We start from the raw sequence: 17,928 nt of genomic DNA, 5'->3' as shown, positions 1-17,928 counted from the left end.
ATTAACTAACTTTTAAGTTTTAATTCCTCCTGTGCTTCCCGCCGCAGTCTAGCGGCAATTCTAAACAGTTCTTGACCGGTGTGCAAGTGGCGATCGTCATAATTGAGAGTAAATAAATACAATTCTTCTATGCCGTCTCCGACTTGATTGATACAGTAGTAGAGATGGGCCGCAACTCCGGCTACATTAGATGGATTGGGCATCGATGTAAAAAAGTTATGAGCTTTTTTGAGAAACTCGCGGCTGGTTTCGATATAAAGTTGAAACTTTTCTATCAGTTCGTCATCAAACGGATCTGCGGACAACTCGTCTATTTCCTTTTTAAGTGGCTTCAAGATGCTGTTGAGCATTTTATTGACGGGTTTGTATACTTTAATCAGCCACTGTTCCATTTGTTCGTCAGCGTCCCGTGCTGTTTGTGTTTGCTGGCGGCTGACGTTTGCTGCGACTGGTGATTGCTGTTCGGTTTGCTCGGAAAATAGGCGATCGTAAGATTGTCTGTGCTGGGCGTCTCCTAATATTTCATAGGCTGCATTGAGGCGGACAATCTCTTCGTGATCGGCTTTAGAGCTGTGGCTGTCTGGATGAAATATTTTGACTAAACGGCGGTATGCTTGTTTAATCTCCGCTTGTGTTGCAGTTGGGCTAATCTTTAGGGTTTTGTAGTGATTGGTAACGGAAGACACGCTGTTATTTCCTTGAAATCTGGATAATCTGCGAAAAAGTGCTTGACAAAAATATCATTATTTGCTAATTTATTAGGTATTTATCTGATATAAATGTCAAAAATTGTAAGTAAAAAAAGTCTGTTTTAAAATTATCATAAATCTATTTTAGAAAAACTTTGATGCTTTTGAAGTGGCAAGCCGATCAAAATTGGGGACTAATATAGTGATTGTCCCACCAATTGTTAGCTCCTTCTCTTCTGTTCCTTAGAAGAGCACTTACCTGCCGCTTCGCTAACGCGCCGAAAGCGGTTCGTTCAAAAAAAAGCCCCTTCAGAAATTCGGCATCATTCGCGATCGATGCAGTTACAACCTATGGCAATTCTTTAAACTCAAAAGCCAAGCAGGGCGTACACTGTACGCCCTGCTCTCAGTTTCTGCTACTTGGGTCGGAGGCTGACCTAGTTGAGGGCCATCGCCAGATTGAGTTCTGGATCTTGGAACAAGGGAGTGCTGAGATAGCGTTCGCCGAAGCTAGGCTGAATCATCACAATCAATTTCCCTGCATTTTCGGGACGCTTGCCGACTTTCACTGCCGCATATAGTGCCGCACCGCTGGAAATACCGGACAAAAGTCCTTCTTCTCTGGCCAAGCGGCGGCCATAGGCGATCGCGTCATCATCCGTAACAACTATAATTTCGTCGATCGAATCCACATTCAGCACCGGCGGCACAAAACCAGCACCGATACCTTGAATTTTGTGAGGCCCTGGCTTTCCGCCCGACAGTATCTGACTATTGGCCGGCTCAACGGCGATCGCCTTAAACTCGGGTTTTCGGGACTTAATCACCTCTGCGACACCCGTAATCGTACCGCCAGTGCCGACTCCCGAAATCAGGAAATCCACCTCGCCGTCTGTATCTTCCCAAATTTCCTCAGCCGTTGTCGAACGGTGAACCTGCGGGTTCGCTGGATTCCGAAACTGCTGTAGCATATACGCATTGGGAGTTTTGTCCACAATCTCTTGAGCGCGGCGGATGCAGCCGCTCATGCCCTCAATTCCGGGAGTCAGTTCTAGTTGGGCTCCGTAAGCTCGCAGCATCGATCGGCGTTCCGTGCTCATCGTATCCGGCATCGTCAAAATCAACTGGTAGCCCTTAGCCGCCGCCACCATTGCCAGAGCAATTCCGGTATTGCCAGAAGTCGGTTCCACTAAAACCGTTTTCCCTGGACTAATCAGCCCTTCTGCCTCGGCTTGATTGACCATACTGACACCGATGCGGTCTTTCACCGATGCTGCCGGATTCATGCCTTCGAGTTTTACCACAATCCGAGCCAAGCAGCCTTCGGCTTGGGGAATGCGGTTGAGTTGCACCAGAGGCGTCCGTCCTACCAATTCTGTAATGTCGCCAGCAATACGCATAATCTTTGTCAGTTTGTAATTAAGTAAATGTTAATTCCTAGTTGGGAATATTAACTAGATGTAATACATGATATCGAGCTGCCGTCTACCATTGCGCTTTTCGCACAGATCCTGTAGCGTATATTTTTGCAAAACCGAGTTGGCCGTCGATCGGGCTTCTTGCCAAACTTCCCAAATCACAGCACTTTCTACAGTTTGAGCGGGCGAGTCTTTTTCAGCTCGATCGAACTCAGAGCCTTCGAGACAGTTGATAATTTCTAGGAGTGTAATTTTCCACGGTTCCCTCGCCAAGATATAACCTCCCTTAGCTCCTCGCTGGCTACGAATCAGCCCGCAGCGTCTCATGGTAGCCAGCAACTGCTCTAAGTATCGATCGGGAATATTTTGCTGAGCTGCTATCTGGCGAATTTGCAGAGGCTCGCCTTCTTCGTAGCAATCGGCAAGCTCCAGCAAAGCTAAGATTGCGTATTCGCTTTTACAGGAGAGTTCTACCATACTTGCTTAAAATATCCGAATTATCAACTCCGAAGTCAGATGTTAAAATTCTCCTCAATGTTGAGTTGCCAATTCTAACTCCTAACTTTACCTTCTATTATACCCCGGTTTTCCACTGAACTTAATCGACTTTCATCACAGAAGCGTTAGGACGATCGGCACTCTCGCTTTTGTGAAACCCAGGTGGTAGTTCCCACTCCCTCCGCTTCCACGACGGCACTACCTCCAGAAACCGGGTTTCTGCGCCTATGACTGATAATTTGTAATTTTTAATAAATTCTCGGCGCCCAATTCGTCCCGCCCACAAAAAAGCCCTGCAACAGGCAGGGCTAAACTTGGCATCTAGAGTTGCCAGCAGAGAGGGTATGACCCACCCTGCCTCCTCTAGCCCGCTCTTAGAACGTGAAAGTAGTTCTTAGAGTACCAATGATGATGTCATCATTACGGTTATCTTGATTAGGATTTGTCACCCAAATCACGCCCGGAGTAACAGAAATGTTGTCCGAGAGCTGAAACTTGTAGAACCCTTCAACGTGATACGAATTATCGTTACGGAAGCTCCGCAAACTGCTCGGAGCTTCAAGTTTATCCAAGTAAGGCTCACGACCTACCACGAACCCTAGCAAGTTGCCTTCTTTCCCTAAATCGGGCAAAGCCAAGGTGACAGCGTAGTTCCAGATTCTCGCATCGCCGATGCCGAGAATGCGGGCATTGGTTAAACCAGCCCAGCCGCCAAGGATAAACCTCGGGTTGAGCCGCAACGAAGCCTCAGCACCGTAGGAGTTACTGACAACTTTGCGAGCGCCGAAGCCGTTAAAGCCTTCGCTCAAACCGTTGAGAGAATTAGCCACGCCGGTACCTGTGAAACCGCCGAGACTGCCTGGTCCATTCGATAAACCATTGTCAAACCCAAAGTTACCTCTGCTAAAGTAACCGTGGTTGTAGTTGAAAGCAACTTGCAAGTTACGTCCGGGGGTAAAAGTCAACTGACCCATCGCCGTGTAGTCGCCGTTCGTCAAGCCTGCACCCCTAGCCGGACTGGCTGCATTTGACGCCAAATAACCGAAGGACAGAGAAGTTGGGCCGAACACGCCGCCCAGCAAGCCCCTGCCACCGAAGGCATAGTCAAAGCCGATACCTGAGCCACCGCCCAAGCGATAAATCGGGTTCCGCTGTCCAAAGGTGCTCAGTGCTCCGTTGCCGCCGTCAAAGTCTTCAAAGTAAGGGTTGACAGTCGGCAGAATGTCGTCCCAGATGACAGCGTTGGCTGCAAGGGTAACGTTCAGTCGCTGACCGACGGGGAACTTGTACAGCAAGGTGTCGAGAGAAACAACGTTGTCGGTTCTGCCGACTACGTTCCAAGTTTGAGTGCCTTCGCTGGTAGCACCAAGGTTGAAGTTGCGACCATTGCCGACTTGAAGCCTGGTCAGCAGTAAGTCTCTGCCAGTGAAGCTAGTGTTTAAATTCAGACGCACCCGCTGTTGGAAGACAGCTTCGTTGTTGTCGCTGCCTACTCTTCTTTCGTCTCTGCCAAACAAGCCAACGTTGCCACCAAAGTCATCGCTGAGGGCAAAAATTGCTTCCCCAGTCAGCTTAGTAGTGGTGGAGAATTGGTTGGCTTCGAGTTCCGATGTCCGAGCTTCCAGAGCATCGACGCGACCGCGCAGGGTTGCCAGTTCCGCTGCAAATTCTTCTTGGAGCCGTTGGAGGGCTGCCAAGTCATCTCTGGTAGCGAAGTTGCCAGTGCCACCTTTAATTAGCTCGCTCACCTTGTCTAAGCAAGCATTTAAACCGGCTGCGAATTCGTAGCGAGTCATTGCGCGGTTGCCACGGAAGGTGCCGTCGGGATAACCGGCAATACAGCCGTAGCGCTCGACTAGGGATTGCAGTGCTTGGAATGCCCAGTCTGTGGGCCGCACGTCGGAAAGTTGAGATACTGAGGTAACTTGACCTTCAGTTTCGCCGCCAGCAGCACCTTCGGTGCTGTACTGGTTGAGCTGTTCTAATGTGGTGGCTGGGTTTTGCTGTTGTGGTGCCGCAGTTTGGGCTACAGATTCAGCCGGTTTTGGCAAACTTTGTTCTGCCGACTCTGCCACTGCCGGGGCTGGAGTTTCTAATTGAACTGCACCGATTTGCTCTGGGAGAGCGGTAGCTGCCGGGGCTGGAGTTTCTAGTTGGGCGGCCGGAGCCGAATTTTCTACTGGTTGAGCGACTGTTGGCTCCACTGCGGCTAAAGATTCACTTGTAGGTTGTGATGCCGCTTGGGGATTTGCCTCAGCAGGGGCTGCGTTGGCTCCGACGATCGCATTTTCAGGCGCAGCCGTGGCCACATCTGCCATCGCTGCCTGGGTTTCGCTGCCAGCGACTTGGGAAATTTCTTCTACTGGCTCGGAGACTGCAGTTGTTTTGGAAACAGCAGCTAAAGCATTTAGTTTCGCTTCGGAGGTTTCAGCGGTTTCAGCGGTTTCAGCTTTTGCGACAGCGGGATTGAGCGCATCAGCAGCCTGCTGAGCGTCTGCGGCCATCGCGCTCGAAGAAACTACTAGGGTAGCTCCTAAGATTGCTGGGCTGATTAGTAAGTAACTCCACAAAAATTTCGACATATTCACTCTCATCCTCACACCGATTACAGAGAAACTTTTCTAGTCTTCTATGTGGTCAGTCGTTGCTCAACTAGCATACTCTAAAAACAGACCTAAAATTAACTTTTTCTTTTGATTCTTTCGGGCTGACCGAGTTTATAGATGTAACTGACGGCTGCAGAGAGCCTGTTTTTTAACCTGTACTAAACTGCGTCAAATCCCGACCCGGCTTGGGCTGTCGATTGATTTTACTGATGACACTTGACAGCGCCCGATCGCCTATTTACTTTTTAGCACAGCACGCCCGACTCGTCTAGGCTTATTCGACTTTAACATCCAAGTTGTGTCCCAGGACGCTAAAGACTTGGCGATGATCGAACAATTCTAACAAATCAGCGTTGATTTTGTTGTGAGCAGCTTCTTGGCGCAAAATTTTCATCGCTGCCTCTGTTCGCAGAGCTCGCTTGTACGGTCGATCGCCTGCTGTCAGGGCGTCGTAAATATCGGCGATCGTCATCACTTGCGCTTGAATTGGAATTTCTGACTTGTTTAAACCTCGCGGATAGCCTGTGCCGTCCAGTTTTTCATGATGTCCGTAGGCAATGTCTGGAACGTTTTTCAAATCCTTTGTCCAAGGAATTTGTTTCAGAAACTCGTAAGTGTGAGTTACGTGAAATTCTATTGCCGATCGTTCTTCCGGCGTCAGGTTGCCCCTCGATACCATCAATTGCAGGATCTCGTCTGGGTTCAGCAGGGGTTTCTTTGCCCCATCTATATCTCTGTAAGTTTGTCGAGAAATTTCTCGCAGTTGAGCTAGCGGTTCTGCTGCCAAAATGTGAGGCTCGTTTGCCTCTAGCAGCACTTCCCAGTATTCTGCTAATCTGGTTTTCGCCTCTGCTAACTTAGTGTCTAGCTGTTCGATTTCCTGGCATTGAGCGCACTCTGCCCCTTCGTCCGGGTGTTTGCGGTAGGCTGAATGCTCCAGCAAGTATTTATATTTAGACTGGACGCATTCCATTTCCATAGTCCGCTGAGCTAAGCCAAAGCGGTGGCGAATGATTTCTAGCTGTGCGGGGTAGAGCTTTTTCTGTTTGGTCAAAACTGCTTCGGGCACTCCAATTTTGCCAAAATCGTGCAGCAGGGCGGCGTAGCGAAGTTCTTGAATTTGGCGGTTGTTAAAGTAAACAGAGCGCAGTCCTCCGCTGCTGACGGTGTTTACTTCTTCTGAAAGGCGTACTGTGAGGGCTGCTACTCGTTCTGAATGGCCGTAGGTACAGGGGTCTCTGGCTTCTATGACTTGCACCGAGGCTTTGACGAAGCCCTCGAACAAATGTTCTATGCTGTCTTGGAGTTGATTGCGCTCGATCGAGATTGCTGCTTGAGAAGCGAGCGATCGAACTATCCTTTCTTCCCACTCGGAATACTGCTGCGTCGATTCCCAGGCATTGTCTGCTGTCAGCACCGTATCTGCCTTTGTTTTGCGGTTGATCAATTGCAGTACACCTATTGTCTCCCCCTGTCGGTTTTGCATCGGCAGCACCATTACCGAGCAGGTGCGGTAATTAATATCCCTGTCAAAACTGGTATCTAGCCGGTAGGGTACGCCCGAGGGTAAGTCGTAGGCATCAGACAGGTTCAAACTTTGACCTGTAATTGCCACGTAACCCGCCAAACTTTTGTCTGTCAGCGGCAGAGCAAACTCTTTAAACGACAGTCTGGGTTTAGAACCGTTTTGGGCTACCTTGAACAGCAACTTAGATTTCTCGTCGCTGTGATCTACTAAGTAAACGCTGCCAGCATCGCTGTAGGTAATTTCCCTACTTTTGGATAAAATTAAGTTTAACAATTCGCCCAAATCTTGGGCGCTAGAGAGCGCCGCGCCAATATCTAAAAGCTTTTCTATCAGATCGCTTTTTTCTGCTGCAGACTCGTTCTTGAACTCTGGCTTTTCAAATACGATCATGGTCGGATGATGGGGAATAGCCTTTTATACATTGGACTTTTTGCATCTCGACTTTTTTACACCCGATTTTAACCCCAAGTCGATTTTTTATTTGCGAGCTTTCCGCGATCATCGGCGACTGTGGCTAGATGCAGGACTCTTGTTGGGTGAACTGGCACTCTTTTAATCTAACGCAGAAATCTCTTGGGCTAGCGCAAAGTCTTTCTCAGTTAAGCCTCCGGCATCGTGGGTTGTCAAGTTAACTGTAACTTTGTTGTAGGAGATTTCTATGTCTGGGTGATGCCCTGCGGCTTCTGAGGGGGCGACCAACTTATTGACAAAGGCGATCGCTTCGATAAAATCTTTAAATAAACGGGTACACCGCAGTTGTTTACCTTCAACCGTCCACCCTGACAATTGACTGGCGCGCTTTTGAATTTCAGTATTGTTAAGTACATCAGCCATAATTTTTTCCCTTGGGATTAGCAATGGCAGATTCACAGCCCATTTGTAGAAAATCCTACCAAAAACTATCCGCTCTCACCAATAGTGTTGAGGCTCAAGTTTTAATACTCAAGATTTCAACACTATTTGGGGTGAGAGCGGTCTAGCGGGTCTTCAGATTAGAACCTGACTGCCGGGAGAATCCCTAGTTCAGCCTGGTTCCCCGTGGAAGTCGTTTCCCGTTGGAAACGAAGGCTGACTGCTAGTGAGCGGCCCCGGCGCACAGCCGGTAGTTTCCAATCTGATGACCCATGCGTTTACTACTTTCTATCATGGGCATCACCTCCAGGTTTAGCTAAATGGTTTATATTTGAACGCACATCACCTAAATACAAGATTTAAGGTGATGATTTGTGCACTAGCCATTGCCAGCGTTACCAGAAGAACTTGCGTTCTGAGTATCATTCTAGTATTCACAATTATTAGAATAACACAAGGAATTAGAAGTGGGGGGATGCAAATTGAGATTTTTGTAAAATGAGGGCAAATTACTGCTGCTGCAAGGTCTTTGATCGATCTCTACAGCAAGCGGGCGATCGCAGTTTCAGCCATTTGCCTATATTTTCTTCATAATCCGGGCTGTGCGGTTATCAGGTGCATGGCAACTCTGGCGGCGGGGAAAGGCCGATCGATTTCTTGCCAGATAGGAGATCTCACCAGATATAAAAACACAAGTTGTTCTAGCTACAGGCAGAGTTTTTTTGTACAAAATCAATTTTTTTTAGGGCGCTAATTCGATCAAATCCTGGAAACAAAAAGCTCCCGCCACCAGGCAGGAGCTTTTTCAGCATTAAGGGTAAAGCCTAAACAGCTTTATCTTACCCTTTTAAAATTTGGGAAATTTTGATATTTCGCGCTGATTACAGAGCGTTACCGCGAGGCAGAACTTCTTCAGGGAAGATGAAGTTTTCGTGAGGTTGGTCAGTCGGAGCCATCCAAGCACGAATGCCTTCGTTAAGCAGAATGTTCTTAGTGTAGAACGTTTCAAACTCAGGATCTTCAGCAGCCCGTAATTCTTGTGATACGAAGTCATAGGCGCGCAGGTTTAATGCTAAACCGACGATGCCAATGGAGCTCATCCACAAGCCTGTGACAGGTACGAACAGCATGAAGAAGTGCAACCAGCGCTTGTTGGAGAAGGCAATTCCGAAGATTTGCGACCAAAAACGGTTGGCTGTAACCATCGAGTAGGTTTCTTCAGACTGAGTTGGGTTGAAGGCGCGGAAGGTGTTTGAACCTTCGCCGTCTTCAAACAAGGTGTTTTCTACGGTTGCACCGTGGATAGCGCACAACAGCGCGCCGCCCAAGATGCCTGCAACGCCCATCATGTGGAAGGGGTTGAGCGTCCAGTTGTGGAAGCCTTGCAGGAATAGCAGGAAGCGGAAAATTGCTGCGACGCCGAAACTGGGGGCGAAGAACCAGCCTGATTGACCCAAGGGGTAAAGCAGGAACACTGAAACAAACACGGCGATGGGGCCGGTGAATGCTAGGGCGTTGTAGGGACGGATGCCGACTAAACGGGAGATTTCAATCTGACGCAGGCAAAAGCCGATCAGTGCGAAAGCGCCGTGGAGGGCGACGAATGTCCACAGCCCACCGAGTTGGAACCAGCGGGTAAAGTCCCACTGTGCTTCGGGGCCCCACAGAAACAGCAGGGAGTGTCCGAGGCTGTTGGCTGGGGTGGAGACGGCTACGGTGAGGAAGTTGGCTCCTTCGAGGTAGGAGCTTGCCAAACCGTGGGTGTACCAGGATGTGACGAAGGTGGTGCCGGTTAGCCAGCCACCGATGGCTAGGTAGGCGCAGGGGAATAGCAGGATGCCAGACCAGCCTACGAAGACGAAGCGATCGCGTTTGAGCCAGTCGTCGAGGACATCAAATATGCCTCTTTCTGTCTGGGCGCGTCCGACTGCGATTGTCATTTACGCAAATCTCCAAAAGAATATAATTACAACGGATCTGTCTCTAGTCATTAATATCCAAGCGTTGCCCTTGCTTAGCAGAAAACAAGTTGGATTATGAACAGAGTTTACTTTTCTTTACCGTATTGACGATTATAGAGGTAATTCTTTACAAGAGCAAGTTTTTCTTAAAAAACTTTTGGCTCTTGACTTGTCGGAAGTCCCCCAACCCCCCGAAGCCTTCGAAGTCCCCGAAGTCCTTGCCCTGCATTTGGGAATTTCTACTATAGGAGACTATCTGCGCTGTCCGTCAGAAGCCCGGTGGCTTCGTAGATATATCCCCTCAAACTCTTATTTTTCTAAGAAACTGGGTTTCCTTGGGTAAGTCCTATATATATACTGAGGATAGAGCTCCAGATTTAGGTTTTTAAGACTATATGTTCAGCATTGACATCATTGTGAAGAACACGCCCATATCGCTGTCGGTGCAGCGCAAGTTGCAGGAGGACGCTGAGACTGTTTACCAGCAGGTTTTAGAGGCGATTCGCAACTCTCAACCGCAAATTTTGGAACTAACTTGCGAGAAAAATCCTGAGAAAAAGGTGGCTGTGCTCAGCAGCGAGATTTCTGGGGTGGTGGTTTCTCAGAAATCGGGGGCGTCATCTACAGGCAGATCCCCTGGTTTTGTCTCGATGGGAGCAGAATGAGGGCTGGGGGTGTTGGTGCGGATATGAGCCAGTCAGCCGTTGCTGTGCGGGATTTGGGTTTTTGCTGGCCGTCGGGCGATCGAGTGTTGCAAGGTTGCTCTCTGGATGTACCCAAGGGCGAGTTTTGGATGCTTTTGGGCACTAACGGCAGCGGCAAGTCTACGCTATTGAGGCTGATGGCTGGGCTGCTGCACCCCCAGTCGGGGGAAATTGACCTGGGCGGGCGAGTGGGTTTTGTGTTCCAAAACCCGGATCACCAATTGGTGATGCCGACAGTGGGTGCGGATGTGGCTTTTGGTTTGGTGGAGGAAAAGCTTTCTAACGTTCAGGTGCGGGAGAGGGTGGCGGAGGCTTTGGAGGCTGTGAATTTGCTGGATTTGCAGCGGCGACCGATTTATGCTTTGAGTGGGGGCCAGAAGCAGCGAATTGCTCTTGCTGGGGCGATCGCCCGTCACTGCGAAATTCTCCTGTTGGATGAACCGACGGCTTTGTTAGATCCTGATTCTCAGTTGGATTTGGTGGCGGCGGTGCAGCGGTTGGTGAAAAATCGAGGGATTACGGCTTTGTGGGTGACTCACCGTTTGGATGAGTTGAATTATTGTGATGGGGCTTTTTTGTTGGAAAAGGGCCAAGTTGTCGATCGGGGAGATCCGGCGCGTTTGAAGCAGCGGTTGATGCAAAGTCAAGATGTTTAGCCCTCAAGCAATTTAAGAATTAAGTCACTCGACGATTGAAATCGCTTGTACAAAAACGAAGTCTGCCTCCGCAGACTAAGAGAATGGCTGCACGCCAAATCAATCTCGCAATCCCCGATCGCGCAACCAAGCATCTGCCCAAATTGTATCGGCTTCTGACAGCGGTGGTATGACTTCCCAGTTGCGATAATCTATCTTGAGGTCATAACTTGCTATGTCGTAAATTTGAGTGAATAATTCCTGCAAGTTTATGACAGGTTCAGTATCGCCCGATCGCAGCGGTAAAGGAAAGGCAGGCATCGGGTTTTGCAGGTTAAAAGCATACAAATCAGCTCTGGGACGGCGATTTCCCCGACACACCAAAACGCGATAGTGACTATCAATATTGTTTTCAAGAATTGGCATTTTTTGACCGCGCCGCAATAAATCTATTTCTATTAAATGAGTGCGACTACTTAAAATTTCTTCTCGCTTTTCTTCGTACATTTGCCGCCCTTTACCTGTTCGCTTATTCGTAGGCGAGAGAATTTCAATTACTGTTATCAATTCTTTTTCCCCCCTTTCTCTAATTTCTAAATAAGCTTCTCGAAGCGTGTAAGGTATGGGAAGAGTTACTGTTAATGGTTGTGTAGGCGGTGCTGCAACTGCTACGTTTGATTCTGTTGTTTCTGTTGCAGTTTGTGGCTGCATTACAGTTACGTCGGGAATGCCAATGACTGATAAATCGTCGTCAGCCGTTTCATAGATTCTCACTTCCAGCGACACTAAATACTTAGGACGCAATTGGGGAGATAAAAACCTGAAAATTTCACTAATCAGCAAGTTATGCATCCCAGGCCAGAGTTCGGGATGCTCTAAATACGGGTCCATACCGGGAAAGGGAGATGGCATTGATTTGACTCCTTGACTCAAGTCTATTTATAGTTTAGCAATACTTTTCTGACGCGAATGGCTTGCCAACAGGTTTTAGGGCATAGCTTTGCTTGTTGCAGATGATGACTGAAGGCTCGATCGACCTTTTGCAATAATAGGTTTGATCGCACATCTTGCACTTATTGCCCGATTCCGTCGGGCGTTTAAACCCCTGCCGGAATATGGCAACAAATGCAAGATATCAGTTCGATCGCATTAACTTTCGATCGACAATTGCATGGGAATTGGAACGCTGTTTTCATCTAAGACAGACAGCGCATTTACGAAAACAATTGTATGCGGGACTGCAGGCATTAACCGGCGCAGTGCTTTGAGGTAAGATTCGGCATCGGGGCGGCGGCTGAAACGGGCGACTGTTAAGCGCTGACAGTTGGGGAGGTGGCGAATTATGCACCAAGGTTGAAGTCGATCGCGATATGTCGGTTGTTTTGGTATCATAGGAAAATCCTTCCCACTTTTGTGGGTGGTGAATGAAAGGCGATCGCTCTAGATTTCTCAGGTCACGGGGCGATCGCTGTTAACTGTATATTCATTAAATTACGATTACTCGTAATTGTCAAGGGCGGAATGGGACGAATTAGGCTGCGAGTTCGAGAATTTGCTCAAGAGAAGGGTTGGACTCTCAGGGAAGTCTCCAACAGAACAGGTGTTCCATACACCACAATCGCCACCTATGCTAATTCTCAAGGCATGGCTACCGTTGACTACACAGCTTTGGATAAGATGGCCCGTGCGTTTGATATTGCGATCGAAGATTTGGTTGAGATTTTGGAACAATAAACTGAATAGCTTCGCTCGCGCCGACTTTTTGCACTTGTTGCAGTAGTCCGTCGGGGGTTTAAACCCCCGCCTCAAAGCTAAAGTCGTGTTTAGACGACTGAAAAGGCGATCAATCTCCGCTTCAATCGTTTTTTTAAAATTTTTAATAAATCTTTTCTTCAGCCCACAGCAGTGGACTTTCGCTATGAGGCAGGGGTTTAAACCCCTGCCGGAATATGGCAACAAATGCAAGATATCTGTTCGATGCCCTCCCAAAGTTGAGAAAGGGGTAGAGTTTGTCTGGTTACAGCTTGCTGCCATGATGTGCCAAAGCTTTCTGCTGAAAACTCTGTGTCTGCTTCGGGCGTGACTTGGTTTTCTAGAGAATGGGTTTGTTGAATAATTGTGGATAGTGTTTTTAGGAGTTCAATCTACTCTGCGAATGAAAGCGATCGAGCCAGATTGATGGTTTTTTGAAGGTGCGATGTCATGGTGTATCCTCCATTTTTAACTTATCATTTTGCATTTTTAATTGCTCCTGTGCCCATTCTCGCAGTTGCTCATCGGGGTCGTTGGTGGCTCTGTCGTGCAGCAGTTCCCAGGTTTTGCGATGGGTAGAGTAGTAAGTGAGTATAGCTTTTAGTGATGTTAAACGTGGATTGCGGTTAGAATCATGTTTTCTTACAAATGGATCTTTAAGAGAAGTTTCATACAAAAAATCGAACATCCAAGTCTCATTTGACCACCCCTTTGCAAGTTCCTTTATTGCCTCACTCCGCACTCCAAAAAAACACTTAGTAGACTTGGAATACCTTATAAGTATCGATAAAGTATCTTTCTCATTTTTCCATCTTCTTGCTAGTTCTTGAAGTGCTACTTGTTGCACGTTTGGGTCTTCAATACGTTCTGCGCTATTTTTGATAATTTCTAAGACTTCTAAATCCTGATTCCAACTTTTAGCTAGCTCTTGTATCACAATTACTTTTACCTCCCAATCTTCATCTTTTAAGGCATATGATTTTAGAAGAGGCAAAGTCTCTAATTCATCTCTCCAGAATCTAGCTAGCGCTGTTATCGCGGCTCCCCGAATCTCAGGAGTTTGGGATTGTACACGCCTCTTTATCCAAGATAAAGTATCAGGATACTCTGTCCATACTTCTGGAATTACTAATACAGCGTGAGTACAAAAAGTTAACAATTTTAGATATTTTTCACTACTAAGATTAGAGTCTCTAGTAGCTAGCATATATGACTTATACTCAACTAGCTTTTTTAGTTTATGAAAGAGTTTTGTAGATGTTTCTATAAGTATAGCATTATTTTTTACTTCTAAAATACAAATGGCAGCAATAATCAAAACAGAATCGTTATCATCATCACTTCTGGCAACTAGATAGTCTATGATTTCTTTAATAAATCTTGTATCCAGCATTCCTGAAATTAGCTTTAGCACTTCCCGCCAAGCTTCATCTTGCCAGTAGTACCCAAACACATTATCGCGCAATTGCTCAAAGGTTAAGGTACGCCGTTTCTCGAAGCGATTGACAATTTCAACCGCACAGAAATATTCCAAAAAGGTGCGATGTACAAAGCCGTAAGTATCGGCTCCCCGGTAACAAAGGATGAAGTTACGTTCCCGGAGTTGCTGAATTAAGTGACTGGCTTTTTCGCGTGGCTCACTAAAGCCCTGTTCGCGCAGATAATTGGTCACAATTAGTGTTAGCCGATCGGCACTAATCAAATTCCCCTTCAGTCCCTCATCTCCTGCCTGCATCTCATAGGCGATCGCCCGCAGCATCTCCTGTTTTTCCCGTCGCCCGATCGCATCCATTGGCAACTGCAAGCGTTTGTGATCCACATCCCAGTGGTACAGCAACACCCGCGAAGCTTGCTCGTAGAGATCGGCACGATCGCGCGGTAATTCCTGTCGTCGATTTAGAATTGTCATCATCGTTAGCAGCAAAGGATTATCTGCGAGATTTTGGATGGCTTTGGAATTGGCGATTGTATCCTTTAACCGTTTTTTGAGCCTTTTTTTGTCCGGATCACTTCCCATTGACAATTCATACCAGCGATCGATGAATTCGTTAATTTCATTAGTATCCAACGGTTGAATTGTGAAGTGACGAAACTTGGCGTGTTGGAGGCGATCGGGGTTATAACCAACGATGCGCGAAGTAATGAGGACTTGCGCTTTCGGATACTGCTGAGCAAAGCGGATGATGTCATCAATGACTGTAGATTGAGTCGCACGATCGAACACTTCATCCAATCCATCAAACATCACCAGTGTTGGATATTCCTGCAAATGCCGATCGAGTTGTTGCCGATCGAATTACCAATTAACACCACGCCCATAATGCAGAAATTCTAGGAAGTTGTGAGTCTGGGAGATCGCATATTCTCGCAACTCAATCAATAGGGGCAACAATTCTGTTTTGCCCTCTACCCAATCCAAAGCAAGATACTGCAAAAGCGTAGACTTTCCCGCACCCGGATCGCCCAAAAGAATCACTGCCCGTTGAGAATCGGCAACTGCTTCTAAAACTTTCCGCGAGGGTTGCTGGAAATATTCTCGCCGATAGTGTTTCAGCGCTTCAGGTGATAAATCGGGTTCCAATTGCCCCTGTTCTTGCAGTTGGCGTTTCACATCCAGTGGTAGTTCATATCGCGTTGGTGGCAATGCCTCTCGTACTGTCTGCTCAATAAACATACTCCAGAGCTTAATAGCATCCACGCGATCGGTACTGTCGATCGCATATAATTTCAGATACCCATAGCTACACTGCAAACTCTCTCGATATTTAGCGACATCAAAACCTGGTGAAAGTGGGGTTGTATTTCGGGCGATATCTTCCAGCAGTTCAGTTTCCAAGAGCGATCGCAATTCGGGTGTCTCTCGAATAATCCGGCGCACTTTTTTCAAATATTCACGCCCCACACGCTGCCAGTCAAATTCCTCTGGTATTGTTGGAAATGGCTGGCCTTTTAAGGTAGACTGCTGCCAAATAGTTGACAATGCTGTAGCGTCGATCGAACTACAATCTTTTTCAAAGGCTTTACCTAAAATCGGCTTGACCGACTCGTTTTTAATAAACTGAACCAAAGCTGGATCGTAGCGATCGCGAATTTCAACTTTGGACAGTTCTCGATCCTCTAATTCATCAGTCACAAGCAGTAAAAACGCCTTCAACGCTTCAGCCACTGCTTTTTTTGTCACCTCTGGTTTCGCAGCCGCGATCCCTTCCTGGAGACAGCCTTTAAAGAAATCTTTCACATAGTCCTCGGCAGCAGATTGCCCCAACTTCAGGACTTGCTCAAAGATCGCCTTCCCTAATTCTGCTGCACCGAGCGTGAGTAACCATTCCAACATATTGAAAATCTCAGAAGTGACTGAACCTTACTGTAAGTTTATCAAAATCCAGAATACTCCTAGACGCACGCGTGGTCAGAAACCGGATTTTTTGCCCAGAAGACGCGTTACAGCCAGCAGAAACGGCAAAAAACCCGGTTATGAAGGTTTTAATGCGTAAGCCCCGCAGAAAAAAAGGGAGAAATTTTCTCTCCCCTACTCCCCCGCGCCGGACACGGCATTGCCGTGTCCCTACTTCATCTCATATCCAAACAAATTCGGATCGACTTCACCCAAATTCAAATCGGCCAAACCGTACTCAGCCCAACGCCGCTCGACCATCGCCGCCACATCCGGATCGGACTCCAAAACTTCCCCCCACTCGTGATCCGTTTCCGGCGGCATCTTCGTAGTAGCATCAATCCCCATTCTGCCTCCCAAACCAATCTTTTCACTGGCAAAATCTAACGTATCAAAAGGCGTATTCGGCAGAATAAATACATCCCGAACCGGATCGACTTTAGAACTAATTGCCCAAACTACTTGACGCGGGTCGCGAATGTTGATACTTTTATCGACAACTATCACAAACTTAGTGTAAGTAAACTGCGGTAATGCACTCCAAAATGCTAAAGCAGCCCGGCGCGCTTGACCCGGATATGCTTTATCGATCGAGATAATTGCCGCTTTATAACTAAGTGCTTCCATCGGTAAGAAGAAATCGACAATTTCCGATACTTGCTGCCGCAAAATAGGCGTATAAATACGGTTAAGCGCGATCGCCATCATTGCTTCTTCTTTCGGCGGCCGCCCGCTAAATGTCGTCAGATAAATCGGGTCTTTGCGGTGCGTCATGCAGTGGAACCGCACCAACGGCGAATCTTCCACGCCGCCGTAATAACCCATGTGATCCCCGAAGGGCCCGTCGGGCAGAACTTCCCCGGGGGTAATCGTTCCTTCTAACACGATTTCCGAGTCCGCCGGTACTTCCAAATCTACCGTTTTGCACTTGGCCAATTGCACGCCGGAACCGCCGTAAAGTCCGGCAAATAACCATTCCGATAAATCTACAGGAATTGGGGTTGCTGCGGCGAGAATAATCAGCGGATCGACTCCCAGGGCGATCGCAACTTCCAACTTTTTACCAGCCTGTGCAGCTTTCCGCAAGTGCCGCGCCCCGCCCCGCACCGATAACCAGTGTACAGTCATCGTGTTTTTTGACTGCAACTGCAACCGATAAACCCCCACATTCGGCGTGCCCGTTTCGCAATCTTTGGTAATTACCAAACCCAGGGTGATAATTTTGCCCGCATCTCCCGGATAAGGGCGAATCATTGGGATTTTGTTCAAATCCAGCCCTTCTCCCTCAAGTACCACTTGCTGACAAGCTGGGAAAAAGTCGCGGCCGGGTTTGGCTTTCACTACGTCGAACAGCACTTTGCCGAATTCTATGGCTTGGGAAATCTTTTTCGGCGGTTTTGGCTGTTGCAGCATTCCCAGTTTTTTGCCGAGCTCTTCTAGTTCGATCGGCTTTTCCATATTCATCGCCCAGCAAACACGCTGTTCCGTACCCAACAGGTTGATGGCGACGGGGAATTCGGCCCCTTTGACGTTTTCAAACAGCAGTCCAGGGCCGCCTTTTTGCAGCATTTGGTTGGAAATTTCGGCAATTTCGAGGTCGGAATCGACTAAGGCGCTAATCCGGCGCAGTTGTCCCCGTTCTTCGAGTAGTTTTAGGAATCCCCGCAAGTCTCTTGCCATTTTTTTTAAGAATTGTTAACGTTCTTTTGTTATTATGAGCCGATCGACTGCCACAAGTTACTCCTGAACCGCTTAAAGAATATCTATTTAACGAACCGCGAAGACGCAAAGGGCGCGAAGGAAGAGAAAGAAGAAGATATAGTCATTTCAAATAAGTATGAGACACTATTCATGCACAATAAGCACGAATAATTTCATCAAGAGATGTGCC

At 47.6% G+C, this 17,928-nt stretch carries 15 protein-coding genes; 3 read left to right on the top strand and 12 right to left on the bottom strand.

What is annotated here, in order from left to right:
- Positions 1-5: 5 nt before the first annotated feature.
- From QUA40_RS07240 to psbD, 7 genes are all read right to left on the bottom strand, one after another.
- A complete protein-coding gene (locus tag QUA40_RS07240; RefSeq protein WP_333123347.1) occupies positions 6-686 on the bottom strand; it encodes a J domain-containing protein in 681 nt (226 codons plus the stop codon).
- Positions 687-1,126: 440 nt separating this feature from the next.
- A complete protein-coding gene (gene cysK, locus QUA40_RS07235) occupies positions 1,127-2,089 on the bottom strand; it encodes a cysteine synthase A (RefSeq protein WP_333123345.1) in 963 nt (320 codons plus the stop codon).
- 54 nt (positions 2,090-2,143) lie between these two features.
- Complete coding sequence (locus QUA40_RS07230) at positions 2,144-2,584, bottom strand: Rrf2 family transcriptional regulator (RefSeq protein ID WP_333123343.1); 441 nt, start codon at positions 2,582-2,584, stop codon at positions 2,144-2,146.
- A gap of 395 nt (positions 2,585-2,979) precedes the next feature.
- Positions 2,980-5,187: an iron uptake porin gene (locus tag QUA40_RS07225; RefSeq protein WP_333123340.1), complete on the bottom strand. Its 2,208-nt coding sequence runs from the start codon at positions 5,185-5,187 to the stop codon at positions 2,980-2,982.
- A gap of 298 nt (positions 5,188-5,485) precedes the next feature.
- Positions 5,486-7,129 carry an HD domain-containing phosphohydrolase gene (locus QUA40_RS07220; protein WP_333123338.1) on the bottom strand — a complete coding sequence of 548 codons (1,644 nt, stop codon included), beginning with the start codon at positions 7,127-7,129 and terminating at the stop codon, positions 5,486-5,488.
- A gap of 162 nt (positions 7,130-7,291) precedes the next feature.
- Positions 7,292-7,573, bottom strand: a complete 282-nt coding sequence (locus QUA40_RS07215; protein ID WP_333123336.1) for a 4a-hydroxytetrahydrobiopterin dehydratase — start codon at positions 7,571-7,573, stop codon at positions 7,292-7,294.
- An 899-nt stretch (positions 7,574-8,472) separates the two neighbouring features.
- Positions 8,473-9,531 carry a photosystem II D2 protein (photosystem q(a) protein) gene (gene psbD / locus QUA40_RS07210; protein ID WP_333123334.1) on the bottom strand — a complete coding sequence of 353 codons (1,059 nt, stop codon included), beginning with the start codon at positions 9,529-9,531 and terminating at the stop codon, positions 8,473-8,475.
- Between the two features lie 416 nt (positions 9,532-9,947).
- On the opposite strand from psbD, the gene QUA40_RS07205 reads away from it, so the two are divergent.
- Both QUA40_RS07205 and QUA40_RS07200 read left to right on the top strand, forming a co-directional pair.
- Positions 9,948-10,217: a hypothetical protein gene (locus QUA40_RS07205; RefSeq protein ID WP_333123332.1), complete on the top strand. Its 270-nt coding sequence runs from the start codon at positions 9,948-9,950 to the stop codon at positions 10,215-10,217.
- 23 nt (positions 10,218-10,240) lie between these two features.
- A complete protein-coding gene (locus QUA40_RS07200; RefSeq protein ID WP_281363590.1) occupies positions 10,241-10,912 on the top strand; it encodes an energy-coupling factor ABC transporter ATP-binding protein in 672 nt (223 codons plus the stop codon).
- Positions 10,913-11,011: 99 nt separating this feature from the next.
- On the opposite strand, the gene QUA40_RS07195 is transcribed toward QUA40_RS07200, so the two are convergent.
- Positions 11,012-11,803 (bottom strand): DUF4058 family protein, encoded by a 792-nt coding sequence (locus QUA40_RS07195; RefSeq protein ID WP_333123329.1) that lies wholly within the window; start codon positions 11,801-11,803, stop codon positions 11,012-11,014.
- Between the two features lie 237 nt (positions 11,804-12,040).
- Positions 12,041-12,283, bottom strand: a complete 243-nt coding sequence (locus QUA40_RS07190; RefSeq protein ID WP_172192513.1) for a hypothetical protein — start codon at positions 12,281-12,283, stop codon at positions 12,041-12,043.
- Between the two features lie 129 nt (positions 12,284-12,412).
- On the opposite strand from QUA40_RS07190, the gene QUA40_RS07185 reads away from it, so the two are divergent.
- A complete protein-coding gene (locus QUA40_RS07185) occupies positions 12,413-12,625 on the top strand; it encodes a helix-turn-helix transcriptional regulator (protein WP_333123324.1) in 213 nt (70 codons plus the stop codon).
- A 466-nt stretch (positions 12,626-13,091) separates the two neighbouring features.
- On the opposite strand, the gene QUA40_RS07180 is transcribed toward QUA40_RS07185, so the two are convergent.
- From QUA40_RS07180 to QUA40_RS07170, 3 genes are all read right to left on the bottom strand, one after another.
- Entirely contained in the window at positions 13,092-14,888 is a 1,797-nt protein-coding gene (locus tag QUA40_RS07180; protein ID WP_333123322.1) for a HEAT repeat domain-containing protein, read from the bottom strand.
- 51 nt (positions 14,889-14,939) lie between these two features.
- On the bottom strand, positions 14,940-15,977 hold the full coding sequence (locus QUA40_RS07175) for a hypothetical protein (RefSeq protein WP_333123319.1): 1,038 nt from the start codon (positions 15,975-15,977) through the stop codon (positions 14,940-14,942).
- A gap of 231 nt (positions 15,978-16,208) precedes the next feature.
- A complete protein-coding gene (locus QUA40_RS07170) occupies positions 16,209-17,717 on the bottom strand; it encodes a UbiD family decarboxylase (RefSeq protein ID WP_333123317.1) in 1,509 nt (502 codons plus the stop codon).
- Positions 17,718-17,928: the final 211 nt, after the last annotated feature.

The sequence above is a fragment of the Microcoleus sp. Pol11C3 genome (genome assembly GCF_036701485.1).
Taxonomy (GTDB): Bacteria; Cyanobacteriota; Cyanobacteriia; order Cyanobacteriales; family Microcoleaceae; genus Microcoleus.
The sequence above is the reverse complement of the archived record's forward strand: the minus strand, read 5'-3'. Positions and strand labels throughout refer to the sequence as shown.

What these genes read in the sequence shown, in the direction of transcription:
- QUA40_RS07170 (WP_333123317.1), bottom strand. Translation starts at nt 17,717, where the DNA reads ATGGCAAGAGACTTGCGGGGATTCCTAAAACTACTCGAAGAACGGGGA.
- QUA40_RS07225 (WP_333123340.1), bottom strand. Translation starts at nt 5,187, where the DNA reads ATGTCGAAATTTTTGTGGAGTTACTTACTAATCAGCCCAGCAATCTTA.
- QUA40_RS07220 (WP_333123338.1), bottom strand. Translation starts at nt 7,129, where the DNA reads ATGATCGTATTTGAAAAGCCAGAGTTCAAGAACGAGTCTGCAGCAGAA.
- QUA40_RS07175 (WP_333123319.1), bottom strand. Translation starts at nt 15,977, where the DNA reads ATGTTGGAATGGTTACTCACGCTCGGTGCAGCAGAATTAGGGAAGGCG.
- cysK (WP_333123345.1), bottom strand. Translation starts at nt 2,089, where the DNA reads ATGCGTATTGCTGGCGACATTACAGAATTGGTAGGACGGACGCCTCTG.
- QUA40_RS07190 (WP_172192513.1), bottom strand. Translation starts at nt 12,283, where the DNA reads ATGATACCAAAACAACCGACATATCGCGATCGACTTCAACCTTGGTGC.
- QUA40_RS07215 (WP_333123336.1), bottom strand. Translation starts at nt 7,573, where the DNA reads ATGGCTGATGTACTTAACAATACTGAAATTCAAAAGCGCGCCAGTCAA.
- QUA40_RS07230 (WP_333123343.1), bottom strand. Translation starts at nt 2,584, where the DNA reads ATGGTAGAACTCTCCTGTAAAAGCGAATACGCAATCTTAGCTTTGCTG.
- psbD (WP_333123334.1), bottom strand. Translation starts at nt 9,531, where the DNA reads ATGACAATCGCAGTCGGACGCGCCCAGACAGAAAGAGGCATATTTGAT.
- QUA40_RS07205 (WP_333123332.1), top strand. Translation starts at nt 9,948, where the DNA reads ATGTTCAGCATTGACATCATTGTGAAGAACACGCCCATATCGCTGTCG.
- QUA40_RS07195 (WP_333123329.1), bottom strand. Translation starts at nt 11,803, where the DNA reads ATGCCATCTCCCTTTCCCGGTATGGACCCGTATTTAGAGCATCCCGAA.
- QUA40_RS07200 (WP_281363590.1), top strand. Translation starts at nt 10,241, where the DNA reads ATGAGCCAGTCAGCCGTTGCTGTGCGGGATTTGGGTTTTTGCTGGCCG.
- QUA40_RS07180 (WP_333123322.1), bottom strand. Translation starts at nt 14,888, where the DNA reads ATGTTTGATGGATTGGATGAAGTGTTCGATCGTGCGACTCAATCTACA.
- QUA40_RS07185 (WP_333123324.1), top strand. Translation starts at nt 12,413, where the DNA reads ATGGGACGAATTAGGCTGCGAGTTCGAGAATTTGCTCAAGAGAAGGGT.